Here is a 21,307-nt window from a genome sequence, read left to right on the forward strand (position 1 = left end):
ATTATGCTGGCACAACTGACCATCAGCAACTTTGCCATCGTTCGCGAGCTTGAAATCGATTTCCAGAGCGGGATGACGGCGATTACCGGCGAAACCGGTGCAGGTAAATCCATTGCCATTGATGCCCTCGGCTTGTGCCTCGGTGGCCGTGCAGAGGGTGACATGGTTCGCCGGGGTGCAACCCGAGCCGATCTCTGCGCCCGCTTCTCCCTGAAAGATACCCCTGCGGCGCTGCGCTGGCTGGAAGAGAACCAGCTGGAAGACGGGCGTGAGTGTTTACTTCGCCGCGTGATCAACAGCGACGGACGCTCCCGTGGCTTTATCAACGGCACGGCGGTCCCCCTTTCGCAGCTTCGCGAGCTTGGTCAGTTGCTTATCCAAATCCACGGCCAGCATGCACATCAGCAGCTTATCAAACCGGAACAACAGAAAGCCCTGCTTGATGGCTATGCCGGTGAGTACGCACTTACTCAGCTGATGGCGGACCACTATCGCCAGTGGCACCAGAGCTGCCGCGAACTCGCGCAGCATCAGCAGCAAAGCCAGGAGCGTGCCGCACGCGCCGAGCTGCTTGAATACCAGTTGAAAGAGCTAAACGAATTTGCCCCACAGGCGGGTGAGTTTGAGCAGATCGACGAAGAGTACAAGCGTCTTGCAAACAGCGGTCACCTGCTTTCAACCAGCCAGAATGCGCTGAACATGCTGGCCGATGGCGAAGACGTCAACCTTCAAAGCCAGCTTTATAACGTGCGCCAGCTGATGACTGAACTGGCCGGTATGGACAGCAAGCTGTCCGGCGTGCTGGATATGCTGGAAGAAGCGGCCATTCAAATTTCCGAAGCCGGGGATGAGCTGCGACATTACTGTGAACGCCTGGAACTCGACCCGAATCGTCTGTTCGAACTTGAGCAGCGCATCTCTCGTCAGATTTCGCTGGCGCGTAAGCACCACGTCACGCCGGAAGAGCTGCCACTTTTCTATCAGTCACTGCTTGACGAACAACAGCAGTTGGACGATCAGGCTGACTCACTTGAAACCTTATCCCTGGCGGTTAATCTGCATCATCAGCAGGCGCTGGCGACGGCGAAACAGCTGCATGACATCCGCCAGCACTATGCGCAGGAGTTAAGCCAGCACATCACCGACAGCATGCACGCGCTGGCGATGCCGCACGGCGTGTTCACTATTGATGTCCGCTTCGAAGAGAACCACCTGACGGCTGAAGGCGCAGATCGCATCGAATTCCGCGTCACGACTAACCCAGGCCAGCCTTTGCAGGCTATCTCTAAGGTCGCTTCTGGCGGCGAGCTATCGCGTATCGCCCTGGCGATTCAGGTGATTACCGCGCGTAAAATGGAAACCCCGGCGCTAATTTTCGATGAAGTGGACGTGGGGATCAGCGGCCCGACGGCTGCGGTAGTCGGTAAACTGTTACGCCAGCTTGGCGAATCGACTCAGGTGATGTGTGTCACCCACCTGCCTCAGGTCGCGGGCTGTGGCCATCATCACTTTATCGTCAGCAAGGAAACCGATGGCGAAATGACCGAAACGCACATGAAACCGCTTGATAAACGTGCACGGCTGCAGGAGCTGGCGCGCCTGCTCGGCGGTAGTGAAGTCACCCGCAACACGCTCGCGAACGCGAAAGAACTGCTGGCGGCATAAACTTTTTCGGGATCTCAGGGTCATACAGAACAACAAAAACGCCGCCAGACCGGTTTCAAAGTGGGGCAAGGTCTATTATCATCGGCATATTACATATGAGCCGCGTTCTGCTCGGGCCCGAAAAGGAATCAAATCACTATGCGTTGTAAAATGCTGACCGCTGCCGCAGCGGTTCTTCTGATGTTGACCGCAGGCTGTTCCACTCTGGAGAAAGTGGTTTACCGTCCTGACATCAACCAGGGGAACTACCTTACCCCTAACGATGTGTCCAAAATCCGCGTGGGGATGACACAACAGCAGGTCGCTTATGCACTGGGAACCCCGATGATGTCCGATCCGTTCGGTACAAACACCTGGTTCTATGTATTCCGTCAGCAGCCAGGCCACGAAGACGTGACCCAGCAAACCCTGACATTGACCTTCAGCAGCGCCGGTGTGTTGACCAACATCGACAACAAGCCTGCCCTGACTAAGTAATCCACTGTCAGAAACGCAAAAAGGTGCTCATTGAGCACCTTTTTTGTTTTCCGTTGATTCCTCGCCTCTTTGGGGAGAGGGTCAGGGTGAGGTAAAAGAAAGCGCTACTTAGCCGATTTCTCCGCACGCTGGCGACGCAGCTCTTTCGGATCAGCAATCAGCGGACGATAAATCTCAACCCGATCGCCATCCCTCAGCACATCCGCCAGCTTCACCGGACGGCTATAAATCCCAACTTTATTTTTTGCCAGATCGATATCGCTGCGAAGCTCAAGCAGGCCAGAAGCATGAATAGCCGTCTCAACGGTAGCCCCTTCATCCAGCATAACGCGCTGCAAATATTGTTTCTCCGGCAGGGCATACACCACTTCGACAGCAATCTTATGCGACACTGTAAACCTCTTTGGCGCGGGTGGTGAACGCCTGAACCATGTTTGATGCCAGCTCTTTAAAGATGCGACCAAACGCCAGCTCAATCAGCTTATTGGTAAACTCGAAGTCCAGATGGAATTCAATACGGCAGGCGTCCGCGCTCAGCGGCGTAAACTTCCAGCCGCCCATCAGGGTTTTAAATGGCCCATCCACCAGATGCATCAAAATACTCTGATTATCGGTCAGCGTATTACGGGTGGTGAACGTCTTGCTGATCCCCGCTTTGGAGACATCCACTGCCGCGGTCATCTGCGTCGGGCCAGATTCCAGCACCCGGCTACCGGTGCATCCCGGTATAAACTGCGGATAAGACTGAACATCGTTCACTAACTGATACATTTGTTCCGCGCTGTAAGGGACAAGCGCAGTACGGCTAATCTGAGGCATAGCATTTTCCATGGTCACACAACCAACAAATAATAACATTTATCACCTGTTAAAAAAACGCTAAGGCCCATCTCGTGCTAATATAGCGCGTTAGACCTCACGGGACGCAATGAGGTGACTTTTTGAAATCAGATTACCGACGGCTTTACGACACTTATGACGAAGAAAAAAGCACATAAACCAGGCTCGGCGACCATTGCGCAAAACAAGCGTGCTCGCCACGAGTATTTCATCGAAGAAGAATTCGAAGCTGGCCTTGCGTTGCAGGGCTGGGAAGTAAAATCGCTGCGCGCCGGGAAGGCCAATATTGGCGATAGCTACGTGATCCTGAAAGACGGCGAAGCCTTCCTGTTCGGCGCAAACTTTACGCCGCTGACCGTCGCCTCTTCACACTACGTGTGCGATCCCACGCGCACCCGTAAGCTATTGTTGAACAAGCGTGAGCTTGAATCTCTATACGGACGCATCAACCGCGAAGGCTTCACCGTGGTTGCGCTCTCTATGTACTGGAAAAATGCCTGGTGCAAGGTGAAAATCGGCGTCGCCAAAGGTAAGAAGCAGCACGATAAACGTACCGATCTGAAAGAACGCGAATGGCAGCTCGATAAAGCACGTATTATGAAAAACGCTGGACGTTGATTCTGTACACGTATTGTACAATTCAATAAGTTAGCGTTCCGGGCTGGTATCCAGGAAGAAAAATCTGGTATACTCAGTTCAACACTATTGGGGCTGATTCTGGATTCGACGGGATTTGCGAAACCCAAGGTGCATGCCGAGGGGCGGTTTGCCTCGTAAAAAGCCGCAAAAAAATAGTCGCAAACGACGAAAACTACGCTTTAGCAGCTTAATAACCTGCTAAGAGCCCTCTCTCCCTAGCTTCCGCTCTTAAGACGGGGATCAAGAGAGGTCAAACCCAAAAGAGATCGCGCGGATGCCCTGCCTGGGGTTGAAGTGCTAAAACTAATCAGGCTAGTTCGTTAGTGGCGTGTCTGTCCGCAGCTGGCGTGCGAATGTAAAGACAAACTAAGCATGTAGTACCGAGGATGTAGAAATTTCGGACGCGGGTTCAACTCCCGCCAGCTCCACCAAAATTCTCCATCGGTGATTACCAGAGTCATCCGATGAAGTCCTAAGAGCCCGCACGGCGCAAGCCCTGCGGGCTTTTTTGTGCCTTGAATTTGTCCCGCGAAGTCTGATGCCAACTAATTAAATCCGAACCTTTTAGGCACCTTGTTAGGCACCTCATAAAGCTATATTGTTTTTGAGGTGCCTAAAACTATGGAAACCCGGCAATGGCAAGACAAACCAAACCTCTATCCGTTAAGGAAATCGAATCTGCTAAACCCAAAAAAGCGGACTACGTTCTCTATGATGGCGATGGCCTTGAGCTACTCATCAAAACCAGCGGAAGTAAAATCTGGCAGTTTCGCTACATTCGCCCTGTCACTAAGAAACGAGCGAAGAAGAGTATTGGTCCCTACCCGTCAGTTACCCTTGCCGATGCCAGAAACTACAGAGCAGAGTCTCGCTCTCTCCTGGCGAAACAAATCGATCCACAGGAACATCAGCAAGAACAACTTCGCAGTTCGCTGGAAGCCAAAACCAATACTTTCCAGCTCGTAGCTGAACGTTGGTGGAATGTGAAGAAAGCTAGTGTGACAGAGGACTATGCGGAAGATATCTGGCGCTCTCTTGAAAGAGATGTCTTTCCTGCGATTGGCGACGTTAGCGTTACAGATATTAAAGCTCACACACTGGTTCAGGCCGTCCAACCGGTTCAGGCCAGAGGAGCACTGGAAACCGTTCGTCGCCTGTGCCAGCGCATTAATGAGGTCATGATCTATGCCCAAAACACAGGGCTGATTGATGCTGTTCCCAGCGTTAATATAGGTAAAGCCTTCGAGAAGCCTCAGAAAAAGAACATGCCCAGCATTCGACCGGATCAGCTACCTCAATTGATGCAGACAATGCGAACAGCCAGCATTAGCCTTTCCACACGCTGCCTGTTCATGTGGCAACTTCTTACTATTTCCCGCCCTGCCGAAGCGGCTGAAGCCCGTTGGGAAGAAGTAGACATGGAAGCGCGAGAATGGAAAATCCCTGCGTCACGGATGAAAATGAACCGTGACCATACTGTTCCTTTATCAGATGAAGCCATGGCTGTTCTGGAAATGATGAAACCAGTAAGCGGCAACCGAGAATTTATCTTTCCCAGCCGTATCAAGCCCAACCAGCCAATGAACAGTCAGACTGTAAACGCCTCACTAAAACGTGCAGGTTTTGGCGGAGTGCTCGTCTCACACGGTCTGCGATCTATTGCCAGTACGGCCCTTAATGAACAAAACTTTCCACCTGATGTTATTGAGGCTGCATTGGCCCATGTAGATAAGAATGAAGTACGTCGAGCATACAACCGCACTGATTATCTGGAGCAACGTCGTCCAATGATGCAGTGGTGGGCTGATTTTGTTATGGCTGCTGATCGCGGAAGTATGATTGAGGGAGGTATGAAAGGAGTGCGTTTAGCAGGGTGACGGATAATTAATGACGGTTCCCACTTTAATAGTGGGCCGAATGAGACTTTATATTTCAAGCCGAAGTTAATAGTTTTAGAAATCAAGCTAATTAGCATAATATGCTCGTAACTGAAGGGATATGGAGCCGCAGAAATAAATGAAGACACGGCAGCATGCGCAAAAATCAATCTTCAGTCTGGAAGCAATCTTCGAACAGTCCCGCAACAATGTTAGTGAACTTGAACAGCTGTTGAGCGAGCTGACCTTTCGCAACACTGCCAGGGCGCGGACGCTAACGTATAAAATCGAGCAATCTCTAACTATACTTAGCGACCGCAACGTGGTCGCCATGTCGGCTTCCAGCCCATCAAAACGTCATCCTTATTCGGCGTCCATACAATCTTCTCAAGTTGTGCCCCACAATGCGCCTGCAGATGTAGAGCAGCTGCAACCGAAGGTTTTACCAGTGAAGTGGATATTTTTAAACTGGGTATGTCTGTAAAGGAGAACAAGTCACTGGCAGTGGCAGTGGCAGTGGCAGTGGCAGTGGCAGTGGCAGTGGCAGTGGCAGTGGCAAATTATCTGGATATAATAAGTTTACGTTTATCTTACAGCTTGAATGGCAAGACAATATGAGTTTATCTACTTTTTTATTAAAATGCCTAGGTCCTATTGGGCGTATCGTTATGCCTAAAGCAAAGCAAATTTACGCTGAGCATACGGCGGGAAATAAGCCGGATGAAGCCATCGAACTTCAATTGGATAAATTTCTAAATGAAGCCTTGGGACGGCTGGGGGTTGTGGATGACTCGAAACCTTGGTGGTCAACTGCTATGAATGCCCTAGGTAAAGCGGCTGTTCAGCCAGAATCATTTAAACGTCCTCATATACAAAAGTGGTTAACTCAGCAAGAGACGCAATACCTTCTTAAACAACTTATCAGGGATAAGCTTACTGGTAATGAATACTCACAAGAAAGCCTTAATATACTCGTTTCAAGCTACATTGAAGAATCTTTTGAGAGTAAGCAGTACGCTATTTCGATAATCACTACAGCACTTGCCGTACTCGAAGCCAGTGTATTGGGTTCCATTAAAGATAAAGGTACTGCTGCTATTGTTCAGGCTTATGGGGACAAGCAGTTGGAGTTTCTGAGCAGTCTGCGCGAAAATCTTAATCACCTGATACCTGACGACATACGGCAGATTGTCAGAATTGCACAAAATAACGCAGAAAGCATTCAGTGCGATATAGGTGGTATACAAATAGAACGTACGGCATTTCTGCAGGATATAAATAACCTCATCAAATCAGTCCAATTCATTCAAGTCCGCGGTTTACCTGGCAGTGGGAAGTCTGTACTACTAAAACAACTGGCTCAGCAGGCTCTTGATAAAGGTCCCGTACTTTTTCTCAGGGCTGAGCAGCTTGAAGGAAAAAGCTGGTTCAGTTATGCCAGTACGCAGGGGTTGTCAGCACAGCCGCTATTCCAGTTGCTCTCCCAAATAGAGAAAGTTGGTACTCCCGTTATATTCATTGATGCCATTGATAGAACGGAAAAAGAGCAACAGCCTATTATTCTAGATATCATTCGTACTATCATACAGTCACCAGAGCTTGCAAATTGGCGTATTGTAGCATCTCTACGTGATACGAGCGTTGATGCACTCCAGCACTGGCTTGGGGATACAGTTAATGGAATGACATTAGGAACCGTATCCCTCAACAATCTAAGTAACGAGGAAGCTGAAACACTTGCAGCTGCTAATCCTCTGCTTAGATCATTGCTTTTTAGTTCAACACAGCTTGAAGATATTGTTAGGCGTCCCTTCTTTGCGAAAGTACTCCATCAGAATTACACCATTGATCCCCAGTCAACTTTTCAGCCTCGTTCAGAAGTCGACTTGATTGCCCAATGGTGGCAACGAGGTGGATACAATGAGACAGGTCAGTTTGCTGTAGAGCGTCAGCGCCAACTCATTGAGTTGGCAAAGCTCCAAGCTCATGCCTTAAACAAACCGATCAAAATGAATCAGCTTTCTACAATGATGCATATTGACGCAATGAAGTCTGATGGCCTTCTTGACTCTGTGCGTGACGGTATCTCTGTACGTTTTACGCATGATATCTTCTTCGAATGGGCTTTTCTCCATGTCATTGCTGAGTGTGAGGAGCGATGGGTTGATGAGATTCGGTCCTGTGGTGAGCCTCCTGCTTTAGCTCGCACGATAGAGTTGGCCGCTCAATGGGAGTACAACTATGGGGAAAACTGGGCTGCCTGGTTAGCCCTAACTCAGTCTTCCGGGTTGAGAACACAATGGTTACGAGCATGGCTGTTAGGACCTTTAGGTTTGCCTGACTTTGCCAAGCAGCAAGATCCATACACTCGAGCCATTTTTGCTGATGGTTGTCAGCTTTTCAAAAAAGCTTTAGTTTGGTTCCAGGCGACTAAAATTACGCCGAACGAGTCCATCAATACTTTCGCCTTTCCCTCTGAAACTCAACAGCAATATGCCTACCTAGTAAGCTGGCCCTCCGATTATCTTTTATGGCGGCGTTTTATTGAATTCATTCTTGCTCACATATCTATTGTCCCAAAGAGACTCTATCCAGATATTCTCGCTGTATTTGAGGTTTGGCAGAACGTGTTCTTTTGTACCGCTAATCCCATCACCCATAAACTCTTACTTCAATGTAATATATGGTTAAATGATATTGATAATATTAATTACCGTGATAATTGGAATGCAAATTCCTTTGATTGGCATGAAATACCTGAACTTGAAAAATTCAGGAAATCTTTGAGACGACTAATTTTTCTCTCGTCAAAGGCTGAACCGGAGATAGTCTCAACCTATCTACTCAACTCAGGTCGGTCGAATACGCTACGCCGAGATGTTTTTGACGACGTATTAACTCTTTGCCCGATATTGGCACAATCGCACCCTAGCGAAATTGTTAATATTACATTGGCCTGTTTAAAAGAAGAATTACCCGAAGAACAACTTGCACGAGAAGCAGCAGACAACAAGCGGGACAGGGAGAGGCGGATTACCATTCAGGCCAAGCCAGAGTCCGAAAGGACCTCACAAGAACAGGCATATCTCAATAATTTCAGCTTATTCACAACTGTCGGTGTTTCCCATTATGATTGGGATAGATTGTGTTTGGATGATGGTTTTCGTAATTTCTATCCACCTACACCGCGAAGGGAGCCTTTCCAGTCATTGTTCCAGCACTCACCTAATGAGGCGTTAGCTCTAGTCAGAGAGCTTTGCAATCATGCGACAATGGCATGGAGACAAATGCATACATGCTCCCGAGATACACAAGGTACGCCTATCCCGCTTGAGCTTACATTTTGTTGGGGTCATCAGAAATTCTGGGGAAACGCTCGTGAGTTCCAGTGGTTCAGAGCAGCCCGAGCTTCTCATGTAATTGGCTGTGCTTTAATGGCACTCGAACAGTGGTGTTATGAAGAACTAATGCGTGCTCGCCCACTCGATGACCTGCTTGAACAAGTTGTTATCGGCCATGATAACATTGCTATCCTGGGCGTCGCCGCAATGCTAACACTACATACTAAGACAGTTTCCCCTGCTACATTGCCGCTGCTAACATCACAACGAGTGCTAAGTGCTGATCAGCAGCGAATGCACCAAGACTTAATTTCTTGTTCGGGCATGTTTTCTTCCGACGGTCAGACCGATCCCTCACTTATTGGGACTACATCTACCGCATCTATACAACCAGAACGGCAACAAACTTTGACAAGCCTTATTTCATCACATTTCATTAAGGGTGATGAATATAGCGATATTCTTAAAAAGAACATTCTCAGTTTTACTGATAATCTACCTTTTGAGTACGAAGAGTTGCGTGATCGGCCTGAGTGTATTTCTAGATTGAGGACTGAAGCCTTAAAGTATGCTGAATTGGTAGACTGGAATAACTACAATTTTCATGAAGTTGAGAATAGGCCAGACCTGATAGCGGTTTCTCATACCAGTTCTTTTTCATCCACCCCGGAAAGTCTTGCCAAAAGAGAAACTGCTTCGAAGTTTATTAACGCAACTCGACTTTTATCATGGTGTTTGAAATGCCTTGAAAAAAAAGCATTGCTAGACACATTCTCAATACCAGAGGCTATTGCTGTTGGAAGACAAATCGACACCTCTGATGTTATGATCTATTCTGCAGATGAATCAGAAGAAACTCACTTAGCTATTTATCGAGGTGCACTTTCAGCAATTGCGGCCGTTATATTAACTTTTCGTCAAGAAACTACACCTTCGAATATTCATTGGGCGCGAGATATTTTAATGCGCGTGCTAAAACGAAAAGAAATAAAAGATACGTTCTGGACCCCCGACGCCATTACCATAGACCACCCAGCGATATTTGCTGCGCAAGGACTTGCAGCCGAACTCCGTGAAAATGCTCATCAATATGAAATCGCTCGCAGCTTATTAATTCTGATAACTCATCCACTTAAAGCCGTTACATTAGCAGCACTCAAAGAAGCCTGCGATTTATGGAGCACAGCACCAAAACTCACATGGGTGGCACTGGTTTTGGCATTTTCTCGCAATTGCGCATCTATTCATTCATTACAAGACACCCGTAAGAAAGGAGATATAAACTTGCCGTCGCCTGAGGCTGAGATTGAAATAAATGCACTCCTTGAATTCTATGAAGGGGGTAGCGAGTGGCCGAAACTCCCACTAATTCCAGCGCCTTGGGTAAAACGTAATAATTTAAACATTCAGAATCATAACAAAGATAATCCAACCGAGAGTGACGAAGAAAAGAATGCCTCTGACATTATCTGGCTTGCTGCAGATGCTGCAAAAGCATTAAGTCTTGTTCCTGTTGAAAGCATTATGGCAAGTGATAGAAAAGAAGATTTTTTAATTTTTCTTCAAAGTGCATTAAACTGGACCGTTCAAGAGTATGAGGTTAACGGTGAACAATCCAAAGGTGGGAATTATTCGCGACATGACACCTTTGAATGGTCACAATCGCTAGGTACAACACTTAGCTTGGTTGCTGGCTTAATTCCATTTAGCTCTTTTAATACACGTTTTCTCATACCTATTTTAGAAATTGAAGATAGTCATTGTCTGGAACTTTTGTATCCGTTAGTAAATGGTTATGTCTGTCACTATGTATACGACGCACTAACAATACCATCTGACACAGTTATCATACTTAATATCTGTTTAGACCGATTCCTTAAGCTTCCGGAGTTTGACTCAAATTCTTTCCTCAAAGGTAAGCTGAATAATTTTCAGTATCAGGGGCTAATTGACGCCTTGATGTTTGTTTCTGTTGAGAAGGCAGAGAAATCAGCTCGTTATGCGAATGGTGATTGGTCCGAACTTCCACTAATCTTACCAGTTATTGATCACTTTATTAGGGCAGTTGGTGGGTTGATTCCAATCATGGAAAGATTTTTAACACTTTGTGAACGTGCAAAAGTAACTTATCCCGCGGATATGTTTGCCGATCAAATCATATCGGTTTTAAATCAGGGCCCAGATTCCCTCCAAGGATGGCACAGCACTCTACTTCTAGAACGTATTGCTGCGTTAGTTGAGTATTTTGCGCATCGAAATACGCCAATGTCAGTCGATTTGTCACAGAAACTCTTGAGGATTCTTGATGTCCTTGTAGATATGGGGGATAGACGGAGCTCTTTGTTACAATTAAATGAGTCGTTTCGAGATATCCGTTTATAGGGCACTTCCACGGATTTAACAAATACCTCAGAGCCCCCAAAAGGGGGCTATCTAGTTGTAATTATCCCTTATAAACGTGCCATCCACAGTTAGAGCCCCTCTTGCATCCCTCAGTTGAACTCACAGCTCAAAGCGGAACTTAAAACCTGTCTTTCTTTCCGATCCTTACCAAGAGCAGACGTTGCTAACATCAACCGGCCTCTATCTATTGGGAGCAAGACCCCCTTTATTGCGTAGCCAGTTTACTGAAGGTGCTGCTTCAACCAAATACGAGTACATTCAATGTCATACGCTTTTTCCCCAAATCCTTTCGCAAGCAGGGACTCTGGTAAATACTCGTCGTATTTATCCAAGAACTTTTCTGGAACATCTTCGGCAAGATCAAATGCAGATGGTAAGCCTGACAACAGCATTTTTTTAAGGGCTTGTTGAACGGTTGCTACACTTGCATCATCAATCTCTATAACACCTACGAATGAATTGGCTTTAAAACCACAACGTATGAGCAAGGCTGTAATCGTATTCACAACTTTATCCCCCATCCAGGGAATTACGTAACAGTGTTGCCCACTCGTAATAAAATACTCATTTTGCAGGTTATAACGCTGAAAGTTACTACAGCCTTCCGCAAATAGGTTTCTGGCGGCAGTATCGGCATAATCTACTTTCTTGCTACCTATTGCTATGCGGTAATCACCTTCCCTATAGATAGCGAGCATTTCCTGACGAACGGCATCATGAACAGACATACCTCCCCCACTAAATTGTGGTGGCTGACCGCCTTTGGTCGCCTCTACATAGATAACTTTTTTCTCTGTCTCGATCTCTGTCACTTTCCAGCGCCGCCCACCGAAGATGATGTGTTGGTCTGGTAGCAGTGGGGAGTCCACAGGCACTGTTCCAAGGGTTCTGTTTCCGGTGACAATGCGGAACTCTTCTGGTGTATTGAACACGGCATAAAACGTGTAATGGTTAGTCAGTTTCTCCCCCTCTGCCCCAACAACCATTTCGCCGCTAGCAAATTGAGTGAGTAGGCCACATGCTCCCATATGTTTAAGCAGGCTTTTGAAATCGTTTAAATCTACATTTCTAAATGGTCCTGTCTGGCATAGTTGCGACCAGAGCTGGTCGGCACGAACTCCGCCCCATTGTGCCGTAATAGCAAGAATCTGGTGCAACAGCGTGGAATAATGCATCTGTCGAGCATCTGCTGGTTCAAACCATTGTTTAGAGATCATCAATCTGATCATTGCCATCGACTGGACCAACTGTAGCCGTAGGAGGTCAACGATACTGCTAGTTCCAGTAAGCTCATTTTCTGTAATTAGGATTCTTAGAACTGATGGGGAGTCGCGTCGCCCAGAACGTCCCATACGCTGACGTAGACTGGAAACAGAATGCGGAGGCGTAACTTGTATAACCGACTTAACCTTACCTATATCAATTCCCAACTCGAGCGTCATTGTACAAACAGCTGTTGTGGGCAAATTTCCTTTCTGAAGACGAGATTCAAGCGCCTCACGTAATTCCTTGGCAAGGGAACCATGGTGGGGAAAGAATTCATTCGGAACAATTTGTTCCTCACACATGTCGCTCAGCGTGGCAGCAATGCTTTCAGTCCGCTTTCGACTGTTTGCAAAGACCAAATGAGAGTCGCCACGGCAAAGTCTAAAAATGTCAGAGCAAACCTCATGTTCAGCTGAACTCTGAAGTTCTTCTCCTTTTTGGAGCACTCGCTCCAGATAACCTTTGACCTGTACCTGAAGAGTGGCCTCGCTCTTACTATCTGTAACAGTTACGCAGGGTAGTCGTTTGTCCGGGCGCAAAAGTTCGGGCACTTTCTCCAGTTCCCCCAGCGTGGCACTCAACGCAACGCGGGGAATTGGATTTACCTGGCGTCCAAGCACATGGTCAATTCTATTGAGCAGAGAAAGCAGCTGTACACCACGCTCTGAGCCAATGAAAGCATGAAACTCATCAATAACGATGTATGCGACTGACGAAAACGCCTGTTTGAGCCAGCCCATTGAATTTATGAGCAAAGACTCAAGTGACTCAGGTGTAATCAGTAAAATGCCAGAAGGATTCGTCCGAGCCTTCTTCTTTTTGCTTTGTGGTACATCCCCGTGCCAAGGAGTCACTGGCATTTCCAATGCATCTCCAAGGCTCTCAAGACGACGGTACTGATCGTTAATCAATGCCTTCAACGGGCTGATATAGATGATGCCAAATCCATTAGTGAGATCTGCAACCGCCGAACAGGCAGGAAGAAAGAAAGCCTCTGTTTTACCCGCTGCTGTGCCTGCACTGATTAGCACGTCTCGATCACGGGCTAAAATTGCCGGGATAGAACTCTCCTGCAAGGGCCTTAATGTAGCCCACCCCTGCTTGTAAACCCACTTACGGACGCGGGGATCGAGACTATCATAGACACTGCTCATAATTTGAAGTTCGCCAGTCCGTCGTCGTCATCGCTTTCTTCTATAATAGCGTCATCCATTTCGCTGGGCCTGTCCTCTTCAATCGCCACACCCTCGATTAGTGTTTGCCAGTTCATCGTTCTGTTTTGTTCCAGCACGGCCAGCATGTCCAGGAAACCTTTTATGGTATTACGGGGGGTACGGAAGTAAGCGTCTCCAATGGTTTTACTACAGTGATGCAGAAATCCAGTCAGCGCCTCATCTGGAACCAGATAATTCTCTGGATCTCCGCCTGCATAAACATGGCGAAGATTTCTCAGTAAAATATACAGTTCCTCAGGGGTGAGGCTGGCAAGATGCAAAGTGGGAGACGAGTAGTCAATCACTCCTGCTTTTTGCGCGAACCGATTTTCCGCCAGACGTGATTGGAGCGCCTCATAGCTGTAAAGACCTTTGCGCGGATCGAAAAGGAACTCTGGCGTCCCCCCGAGGATAAAACCAATATTCTCGGCTGAGCCTTGCAGGCAGTCATTCAGGATCCGCAAAATCTGTTCGTAGTTCGCTGTTCTTGCTTGCGTATTATTCAGTTTAAAGAGGTTCACCATTTCGTCTAGGCTGACCAAAAGACCGGCATAGCCTGCCTGGCGGACAAAAAGGCTCATCAGCTTCAAAAAGTCATAGAATGAAGCGTCTGAGATAATAGTCCGAACGTCGAGATCGTTACGGGCATCAGTTTTAGTAGTGTACTCTCCCCGCAACCAGCGAATGGCATTGGATTTTAGCGTTTCGTTATCCTGCTCATGCCCCCGCCAGAATGAATCAATGACCTTCGCAAAGTCATATCCGCCGACCATATCTGATAGTGCTGCCAGGCGTTTATGAATAACTGATGAAACCTCGGAGCCGTCCTTGTCAGCTTCCTTCCTTGCCTCCGTAACGAATCTTTCAACAACGCTAAGTAACGCATTACCATCCGGCTTGTTTCTGGTGGACATGTTTTTCATAAGCTCAGAATAGAGATTACGAGCCTGACCTCCCGATGAGTGAATGCGTCTGTCAGGAGAAAGGTCTGCACTGATTGACACCAGCTTCTTCTCTAGCGCAATAGAGCGCACAACACTCAGAAAGAACGTTTTACCAGAACCATATTCACCGATGATAAGTCTGAAGCTTGCACCACCGTCAGCAATCCTCTCAATATCTTGGTGGAGAGCGGTGATCTCATTCACGCGGCCAACCTGGATATGCTGAATGCCTATCCTTGGCGTTACACCTGACTTAAGTGACTGAATAATAGCGTCGCGTTCTTTCACTCTTATACGTGTTACAGACATTCACTATCCCTCTAATTCTTTAGCAATTTCCAGGTCAACCCAGATATCATCATCGGCATCGTCCAGTACCGGAGCATCAACCACCGCATAGGACCAGTCATTAATCACCTCAAGCGCACCGCCGAGCATCAAATTCAAATTTCCGCACAATTCTGTCGCCTCTTTTCGGGACCACTGTTCTTTCTCCAGCAAACTGCGATAAAGCTGGCTATGTGCGGAGTCAAGCCCCCCCGTTTCCGTTAATGAGGCTGGAGCGCTTTCTAGCTCTTCCGGTTCTTCTTCGGTGAAAATTGTGTTCAGCAATTTACGAACATCATCCGTGGCAGATTCGTGGCGGGCAAGTACATTAGCATCCAGTCTGAACCCTACTGCTGGCTGATCAGTTGGTACAGACGAGACGAGATCATGTTCAGTTGCGGAATGCTGATGGATATTGCTCGAGACAGATGAGGGATCCAGCCCCAAACTTGAATAAATCTTCTCAAGCTGTTTGATTTCGGCAGGCGCTATTGTCCCATCCGAACAGGCAACACTAACGATAACTTTGCCCACAGCAGCTTTTTCCGCGGCCCCCATCAACTCAATCCTGCTTTTCATTCCTGTCATATTGGCTGGGGTATGAAGTTGCCACGTTAAATACGCATGTAGAGAGCGTTTTTCATCATCGGTGAAGCCAGTATTGTTGTTGATGGCATTCTCAAGCACTTTCTGTTCAGCTTGATCAAGAGAATCGTCAATCAAGGCGACCATCGCCCCTAATCTGAGCGTCATTACTGCTGAGATAAATTCAGGAGAAGGTGAGAAGCGTCCACCTTCGGCGGCAGGGAATAGAACAAGTGTCCCATCAACATCCGCCTTCACATGGTGATAATACGGGTCAGGTGCCAGACCGTAACCCATCTTCAGAGCAAAGGCATGCATCAAATCGGCCTCTTTTTTATTGATCTTATTGGGGCAACTGGCATTCATATGTGCCCAAAAGTCAGCAACTGAGACTAACCCCTCCTTGACGAGGATCGCCTCATCAGCCCAGCGTTTGAATGAGCTTAATATTTTTTCTGCACTTTCATTAACGATCTCTGAAGGGAGCAACATAATTGCAGCCGTATCATTGACTGACGTACCTTTCCTACCAAGGTAGCGACTATAAGCATCAAGTTCATCCGTACATATGTCGGCAAGAGCCATAATTTTCTGGACAGGGCTCTTCAACGCACTTGGATCAGGCAGGTCGGGAACAGGAAGTCGAACACCTCGCAAACTAGGACTTGCTGGTGTGTAATCTAACCTTAGCCGCGTTTTATTCGCCTTAACGACCATCCCTTCACCATATTTGAGGGTGTAACGCCGTTTGAAAAGTGCAGCAAACTCTTTAGCACAGCGGCGAGCCGGGGTACGCAGCGAATACTCGGTGTGGTTTATTACCCAGTTCAACGCCAGTTCAGCTGATACAGGAACTCCTTCATGTACAGTTTTTGCCAGAGCCAGCTTAAATTGCATGCTGTTGCTGAAACCTGAATTGCTATCGAGCTCAGTGGCTAAGCCCATGTTCGGGCGCAGAAAAGACATGGCTTCGAGTAACTGGGCCGAATATCCACGGAATGAGCGGTTCTCAATGAATACGGATCTTAACCGAGCGACTTCTTTGAACAGATTACGGAACTCAGCATCAGGGAATTTTGGGTCAGTGGAATCTATGAGCGCTTTTCTTTCCAGACCGTAGAGGTAGATAAAAACATAGCCGATAGGACACGATGGATCAGACCTATCGCTGGCGAGCCAACTGACATACGCACCGCGTGCTTCTGGGGAAAGAGAGGAAAAACTGGGCCAGTATCCTAATGAACTGTCCTCGTAAAGATAAGAAGTAGGTTTTATCTTACATGTGTCATCAATTAATGATGCCTCATTTCCATCGTCATAATAGCCGCCTGATTCCTGACCGGAGGGCTTCATACGTTGCCCCAAGTAAATGTGGCCACCGCTAATTGCTACACCAGCTACAGTTATCATCTCACCCGGAAGTACCCATCGAGCTAGTGCACCTGCTGACTTTGAGGTGTTCCGGTAATGATTGGTTGTCACCCGAAGTTCAACACCCCGGCCACCGCTCAATGTAAAAGTTGCAAGGTTATCGTCTTCACTATCATCGTTTCGCACAACCGCCTCTTTTTTCTTGATGTCAGCGAGCCATTCTTTTGGCGGTGCTTTCACGGGGCTTGAAGCATAAGACTTTGGAGATTTACGTTTTTTCTTTCTAAAAAACAACAAGTAAATTACTAAAATCGCCGCCAGAAACTTCAATAACTCCATGATATATAACCTTAAAATAATTCTCCATTCACATTTAAAATGTGGTAGGGAATGCATGGCAAGTGGATTAATCTCAAAATAATACGTCTAAATCGCTAGGGTTAAAAGCAAATCGCAATTAAAATTAACCAATTGATTTAAATGACAAAAATCATTGAATAATTTACTTAACCAGAAGTGAATTTTTAAGGAGTAAAAAGCCTGCTGGGCCATTCGCCTAAGAATGATGTTGTACTAATGCTAGGTTAACATACGAGCAAATATAGTGGGGATGCAGAACTGACCGCTGTATGATGACATTTACCTAGTCGTTGAGAATTTCGGTAACTATTGGAAAGCTGATCCTACCCACGCTGATTTTTATCAACTAATTAAGCTATGAGCTGAGTTGTGCCGAAGTTAAGATATCCTCATCACCTACGTTGATGAGCTGAAGAGCATCTCTGACGCCATTAATGCAGTTTATCCGGAGAGCGGATTAAGTTCTGTATCATTCACATGGTGCGTAATAGCCTGCGGCTCGTATCTTAGAAGGACTACAAAGCATTAACCCATGACCTGGGGTACCAGCGGCAGAGGCGGTTTTACACGACGAATACCATTGCCAGATTGGACAGTGTGATCCGGCATACCATTAAAAAGTGCAAGGTACTCCCGACAGATTACTCATTAAAAAGTTGTATCGCTATCAACCCTGTCAGTATCGCTAAAAAGACGATGATGTTCAGGGGAGCTCGTATCGTCTTTTTATCAGCTCTATGCTCTTCTGCACAGCCACATCTGAGAAAAGGCAGTCACATTGAATCACGTACGCACTCTCAAGGTACCGGACTATCGATTTTGCGACACCCCGATACGTTTTTGTACTGCCTTCGCGAACGCCGCCTTCACTCTTTTGTCTTTGACTGACCATTCAGCCAACAACTTGCTCTGGCTTGCCTCCACCATTGCCGCGTCCCGTGAGTCGTTTTTATCCTGTGCGGAAGGCCATCCATGCTCCTCAATATAGGGCCTTAACGCTTTAATAATTGCGTTGATGGCATCGGTTTTAGTTTCCCAGCCCTCAGGTTGCGCTTCCAGGTGTTTTATCACTTCGTCTTTAACGCCATCAAAACGTGTCGCTTTGACCTTTCCGCCATAAGCAGAATTGAGTTTATGCCGTTCCTTGATTCTTTTACCTGCTGCGGATTCACTGCGTTTCAGACCGCGATCCAACAACGCGATAGCCTTCAGCATTAATTGTACCGCATGATCTGGATCAGATTCGAGAGCCGATGTTCCCTGCTCCCAGTATTGTTCAGCCTCAGACATATCGTTCCTGATCCCCTTTATCATCCATTCTGAAAGACTGAAAATTTTCAGATAACGCCGCCATTTTTTCTCTCCGTGCTCATCAGCAAGTCGCCGCGCTAAATCTTCATCCTTCGTTTGTCTCCCTGTTTGTAGCACGATAACAATTTCAGTATCTTTATTCAGCCATTGCCTGGCGATATGTTTCTGTCTGACCCCGAGATGAAAACGTAACGCTTTCCTCTTTTTACGAAATACGATGAGTAACTCATCAGGGGTAAAATCCCTGTCTAAATCAGCCATGAAGTCCCTCTTTTCGAATGACAATTTCTATACTCCAGTAAATTTCCTTGCCTGACACCTTGAACGACTCATTCTTGCCCTTAGCCAGACGCTTCCGACACCATTTTCGAAAAAAAAACATTCTGTCACCAACAAAAAACGGGAAAAAACCCTAAAAAAAACCCTATCTCGTTGTTATAAAATGCTTTTTTGCTACAGCCACCAGGCGGGTGCCATTACCTGTTCCGGCACCATACAATTGCGTCCATATCGAAAGAACAGGGGGAATTAACAGATATGTCTGTACAAGGTATCAGGATACTGCGCATACGCGCCGTTGTTAACAAAACGGGCATCGCCCGCTCAACCATCTATGACTGGATCAACCCGAAGTCACCGCGTTACGACCCGACCTTCCCGAAACAGCGCAGGCTGGGTATGCAGTCCGTCGGCTGGCTTGAGTCAGAGCTAGATGCATGGCTGCTGGAACGCCAGCAGGCATCATAAGCGATGAGATAGTATTGGTAAAAATTAAAGGAGGATACGCAGGTTATATAACAACGTCTCTGATTTAAATATGCGCTCGCTGCGACATATTTTTGCCAGTTGCAAGGAAACAGAATGCGATTATTTATTGGTAAGATTATTACTTTAAATAAATTTTGACGCTTGGCTATTTTATTATATTCACAACTAACCCGTTACTGAAAACAGTAACCAAGGAGAATATTACATGCAGAATTTACTGCCATACACTGTCATTCCGAAAATGCCGGAGCCTTATATTCCCGTACAAAACAGAACCCCGGAGGGTTACCCTGTCTGCGCGTTCCCGCCGGTGATGCGGGATGTCATTGATGCTCTTTATAACGAGACGGGTATCCCGGCGGAACTGATAGCGGGGGCCGTACTGGCAGCTGCTTCCCTCGCCTGTCAGGCTCATATTGAGGTGGTACCACCACACTCATCGGATCCGATGCACTGTGCACTGTATCTACTGACGTTGGCGGTCTCCGGTGAAGGTAAGACCAGTATCAGCAAAAAAGTGATGAAGCCTTTTTACCGATTCGCTGAGCAAATGAAGCAGCAGCACGACGGTCTGATGAAGGCACACCTGCGTGCTGACAATATCTGGAAAATACACCAGAAAGCATTGACCAGTAATCTGTACACTGCCATCAAAAGCGGTTCTGAGGGGACGGAGGAAGAACGGCTGTTAGATGAACATGCAGAAACCCGGCAGCAGCCTCCGACCCGCCTGGCGATGCTTTATGATGACACCACCGCAAAGGCGCTCCTGGAAGGTCTGAGCCGGTACTCTGAAGCCGGGGTGGTCTCAGATGAGGCAATTACCTTTTTTAAAGGGTATCTGAAAAACAACCTCGGTTTACTGAATAAAGCCTGGGACGGGGAGACCTATGAATACCACCGCCCGGGCGGCGAAGAGTACGATATCAATGCCTGTCTGACCCTGGCATTAATGGTTCAGCCTCCGGTCTTTGAAAATTACTGCCGCAACCACGGTGAACTCAGCAAGGGGAGTGGTTTTCTGTCACGGTTTCTTTACATCAATACCATCAGCACACTGGGTCGTCGCCACACCAATACAGGTCACGCTCAGTCTGATGAAGCATTAAATGTATTCCACCAGAAAATTAACCAGTTACTTGATAAGCAGAAGGTACGTTTTTATAGTAACGACTCGCAGAAACAAACGCTCAGGTTATCTGATGATGCGACCGCTTACTGGGCAGAAAAACAGTCAGATCTCAGCCGTAAAGCAGCCCCCGGACAGCAGATGGAGCATATCAGTGAAATTGCAGCCAAAGCGGGGGCGAATGCCCTCAGGGTTGCGGCCATTCTGACATATATGTATTCACCTGAGAGTTTATGTATTTCGCGGGGGGTCATCCAGGCCGCCTTCAAAATTGTGGAATGGCATCTTGAAGAAGCGGAAAGGCTGTTTTTCCCTTCTTCTGAACGGAATGCATTTATGGAGGACGTTTACGAGATGTTCAGGTGGCTTAAGGAGAAATTTCTCGATAATGAGGGATATCCACTCAGGAAAAATGAGGTAAACCGGAACGGCCCGAACCGGCTGCGTGACGCCAGTAAATCACAATCTGTTCTTGAGCAGTTAATCGCACTGGGTCTGATTTGTTTTATTCGTCCCGGCCGTCATTCTGCGGTGTATATTGCCATGCCCTCCCTGGAATGTCGCCACTCATGGTGTATTCCACCGGCATTCCTGGAGAACGGACATAATCCGATTATTGCATCGCCAGAGAATGTCACTGGCAGGTATGGTTTTGAATACTTTGACTTTAACAGGCTGGAATATTAATCGGAACACTTCACTACAGAGACCCGAATGGCCAGAGCGTAAACCGGTTAAATGTCTTCGAAAAACAGCCACAGAGGCAAAAACCCCGCGCCAGTCGCGACTG

General features: G+C 47.2%; 14 protein-coding genes, 1 other RNA gene and 1 pseudogene. 10 read left to right on the forward strand and 6 right to left on the reverse strand.

What is annotated here, in order from left to right; all coding sequences use genetic code 11:
• Window positions 1-3 precede the first annotated feature (3 nt).
• Together recN and bamE are read left to right on the forward strand one after the other, a co-directional pair.
• On the forward strand, window positions 4-1,665 hold the full coding sequence (gene recN, locus E0L20_RS21615; protein ID WP_131635741.1) for a DNA repair protein RecN: 1,662 nt from the start codon (window positions 4-6) through the stop codon (window positions 1,663-1,665).
• 138 nt (window positions 1,666-1,803) lie between these two features.
• Window positions 1,804-2,142, forward strand: a complete 339-nt coding sequence (gene bamE / locus E0L20_RS21625) for an outer membrane protein assembly factor BamE (RefSeq protein WP_014884883.1) — start codon at window positions 1,804-1,806, stop codon at window positions 2,140-2,142.
• 104 nt (window positions 2,143-2,246) lie between these two features.
• Here bamE and E0L20_RS21630 read toward each other — a convergent pair whose 3' ends face one another.
• Together E0L20_RS21630 and E0L20_RS21635 are read right to left on the reverse strand one after the other, a co-directional pair.
• Window positions 2,247-2,534 carry an RnfH family protein gene (locus E0L20_RS21630; RefSeq protein ID WP_131635743.1) on the reverse strand — a complete coding sequence of 96 codons (288 nt, stop codon included), beginning with the start codon at window positions 2,532-2,534 and terminating at the stop codon, window positions 2,247-2,249.
• Window positions 2,524-2,961, reverse strand: a complete 438-nt coding sequence (locus tag E0L20_RS21635) for a type II toxin-antitoxin system RatA family toxin (protein ID WP_207389464.1) — start codon at window positions 2,959-2,961, stop codon at window positions 2,524-2,526. The genes E0L20_RS21630 and E0L20_RS21635 overlap by 11 nt, the downstream gene beginning before the upstream one ends.
• Window positions 2,962-3,117: 156 nt before the next feature.
• Between E0L20_RS21635 and smpB the strand changes: the two genes are divergently transcribed.
• The 5 genes from smpB (at window position 3,118) to E0L20_RS21660 (ending at window position 11,221) form a co-directional block, all read left to right on the forward strand.
• A complete protein-coding gene (gene smpB, locus E0L20_RS21640) occupies window positions 3,118-3,600 on the forward strand; it encodes an SsrA-binding protein SmpB (RefSeq protein WP_006178063.1) in 483 nt (160 codons plus the stop codon).
• Between the two features lie 89 nt (window positions 3,601-3,689).
• Window positions 3,690-4,052: a transfer-messenger RNA gene (ssrA, locus tag E0L20_RS21645) on the forward strand.
• Window positions 4,053-4,256: 204 nt separating this feature from the next.
• Complete coding sequence (locus tag E0L20_RS21650) at window positions 4,257-5,498, forward strand: integrase (protein ID WP_131635745.1); 1,242 nt, start codon at window positions 4,257-4,259, stop codon at window positions 5,496-5,498.
• A 139-nt stretch (window positions 5,499-5,637) separates the two neighbouring features.
• Window positions 5,638-5,982, forward strand: coding sequence for a hypothetical protein (locus E0L20_RS21655; protein ID WP_004136919.1), 345 nt, complete (start codon window positions 5,638-5,640; stop codon window positions 5,980-5,982).
• 130 nt (window positions 5,983-6,112) lie between these two features.
• The gene (locus tag E0L20_RS21660; RefSeq protein ID WP_131635746.1) at window positions 6,113-11,221 is read left to right on the forward strand and encodes an AAA family ATPase; all 5,109 of its coding nucleotides are present in this window, start codon (window positions 6,113-6,115) and stop codon (window positions 11,219-11,221) included.
• A 242-nt stretch (window positions 11,222-11,463) separates the two neighbouring features.
• Here E0L20_RS21660 and E0L20_RS21665 read toward each other — a convergent pair whose 3' ends face one another.
• Genes E0L20_RS21665 through E0L20_RS21675 form a run of 3 tightly spaced genes read right to left on the reverse strand, consistent with a single transcriptional unit; the run spans window position 11,464 to window position 17,288 of the window.
• Complete coding sequence (locus tag E0L20_RS21665) at window positions 11,464-13,662, reverse strand: DEAD/DEAH box helicase (protein WP_131635747.1); 2,199 nt, start codon at window positions 13,660-13,662, stop codon at window positions 11,464-11,466.
• Window positions 13,659-14,975: an ATP-binding protein gene (locus E0L20_RS21670; protein ID WP_004136914.1), complete on the reverse strand. Its 1,317-nt coding sequence runs from the start codon at window positions 14,973-14,975 to the stop codon at window positions 13,659-13,661. The genes E0L20_RS21665 and E0L20_RS21670 overlap by 4 nt, the downstream gene beginning before the upstream one ends.
• Window positions 14,976-14,978: 3 nt before the next feature.
• The gene (locus tag E0L20_RS21675) at window positions 14,979-17,288 is read right to left on the reverse strand and encodes a tellurite resistance TerB family protein (RefSeq protein WP_004136913.1); all 2,310 of its coding nucleotides are present in this window, start codon (window positions 17,286-17,288) and stop codon (window positions 14,979-14,981) included.
• A 403-nt stretch (window positions 17,289-17,691) separates the two neighbouring features.
• Between E0L20_RS21675 and E0L20_RS24305 the strand changes: the two are divergent.
• Window positions 17,692-18,197: pseudogene (locus tag E0L20_RS24305) on the forward strand (transposase); the annotation flags it as partial.
• Here E0L20_RS24305 and E0L20_RS21680 read toward each other — a convergent pair.
• Window positions 18,120-18,881, reverse strand: coding sequence for a hypothetical protein (locus tag E0L20_RS21680; RefSeq protein WP_004114617.1), 762 nt, complete (start codon window positions 18,879-18,881; stop codon window positions 18,120-18,122). The pseudogene E0L20_RS24305 and the gene E0L20_RS21680 sit on opposite strands and share 78 nt — an antisense overlap.
• Before the next feature lie 276 nt (window positions 18,882-19,157).
• Between E0L20_RS21680 and E0L20_RS21685 the strand changes: the two genes are divergently transcribed.
• Both E0L20_RS21685 and E0L20_RS21690 read left to right on the forward strand, forming a co-directional pair.
• Window positions 19,158-19,367 carry a helix-turn-helix transcriptional regulator gene (locus E0L20_RS21685; protein ID WP_004136909.1) on the forward strand — a complete coding sequence of 70 codons (210 nt, stop codon included), beginning with the start codon at window positions 19,158-19,160 and terminating at the stop codon, window positions 19,365-19,367.
• A gap of 226 nt (window positions 19,368-19,593) precedes the next feature.
• On the forward strand, window positions 19,594-21,204 hold the full coding sequence (locus E0L20_RS21690) for a YfjI family protein (protein ID WP_004136907.1): 1,611 nt from the start codon (window positions 19,594-19,596) through the stop codon (window positions 21,202-21,204).
• Window positions 21,205-21,307: the final 103 nt, after the last annotated feature.

The organism is Enterobacter wuhouensis, assembly GCF_004331265.1.
Lineage (GTDB): Bacteria > Pseudomonadota > Gammaproteobacteria > Enterobacterales > Enterobacteriaceae > Enterobacter > Enterobacter wuhouensis.

Excerpts from the sequence above, each read along its gene's own strand:
- recN (WP_131635741.1), top strand. The coding sequence starts at position 4 with ATGCTGGCACAACTGACCATCAGCAACTTTGCCATCGTTCGCGAGCTT.
- bamE (WP_014884883.1), top strand. The coding sequence starts at position 1,804 with ATGCGTTGTAAAATGCTGACCGCTGCCGCAGCGGTTCTTCTGATGTTG.
- E0L20_RS21635 (WP_207389464.1), bottom strand. The coding sequence starts at position 2,961 with ATGCCTCAGATTAGCCGTACTGCGCTTGTCCCTTACAGCGCGGAACAA.
- smpB (WP_006178063.1), top strand. The coding sequence starts at position 3,118 with ATGACGAAGAAAAAAGCACATAAACCAGGCTCGGCGACCATTGCGCAA.
- E0L20_RS21650 (WP_131635745.1), top strand. The coding sequence starts at position 4,257 with ATGGCAAGACAAACCAAACCTCTATCCGTTAAGGAAATCGAATCTGCT.
- E0L20_RS21655 (WP_004136919.1), top strand. The coding sequence starts at position 5,638 with ATGAAGACACGGCAGCATGCGCAAAAATCAATCTTCAGTCTGGAAGCA.
- E0L20_RS21660 (WP_131635746.1), top strand. The coding sequence starts at position 6,113 with ATGAGTTTATCTACTTTTTTATTAAAATGCCTAGGTCCTATTGGGCGT.
- E0L20_RS21665 (WP_131635747.1), bottom strand. The coding sequence starts at position 13,662 with ATGAGCAGTGTCTATGATAGTCTCGATCCCCGCGTCCGTAAGTGGGTT.
- E0L20_RS21670 (WP_004136914.1), bottom strand. The coding sequence starts at position 14,975 with ATGTCTGTAACACGTATAAGAGTGAAAGAACGCGACGCTATTATTCAG.
- E0L20_RS21675 (WP_004136913.1), bottom strand. The coding sequence starts at position 17,288 with ATGGAGTTATTGAAGTTTCTGGCGGCGATTTTAGTAATTTACTTGTTG.
- E0L20_RS21680 (WP_004114617.1), bottom strand. The coding sequence starts at position 18,881 with ATGGCTGATTTAGACAGGGATTTTACCCCTGATGAGTTACTCATCGTA.
- E0L20_RS21685 (WP_004136909.1), top strand. The coding sequence starts at position 19,158 with ATGTCTGTACAAGGTATCAGGATACTGCGCATACGCGCCGTTGTTAAC.
- E0L20_RS21690 (WP_004136907.1), top strand. The coding sequence starts at position 19,594 with ATGCAGAATTTACTGCCATACACTGTCATTCCGAAAATGCCGGAGCCT.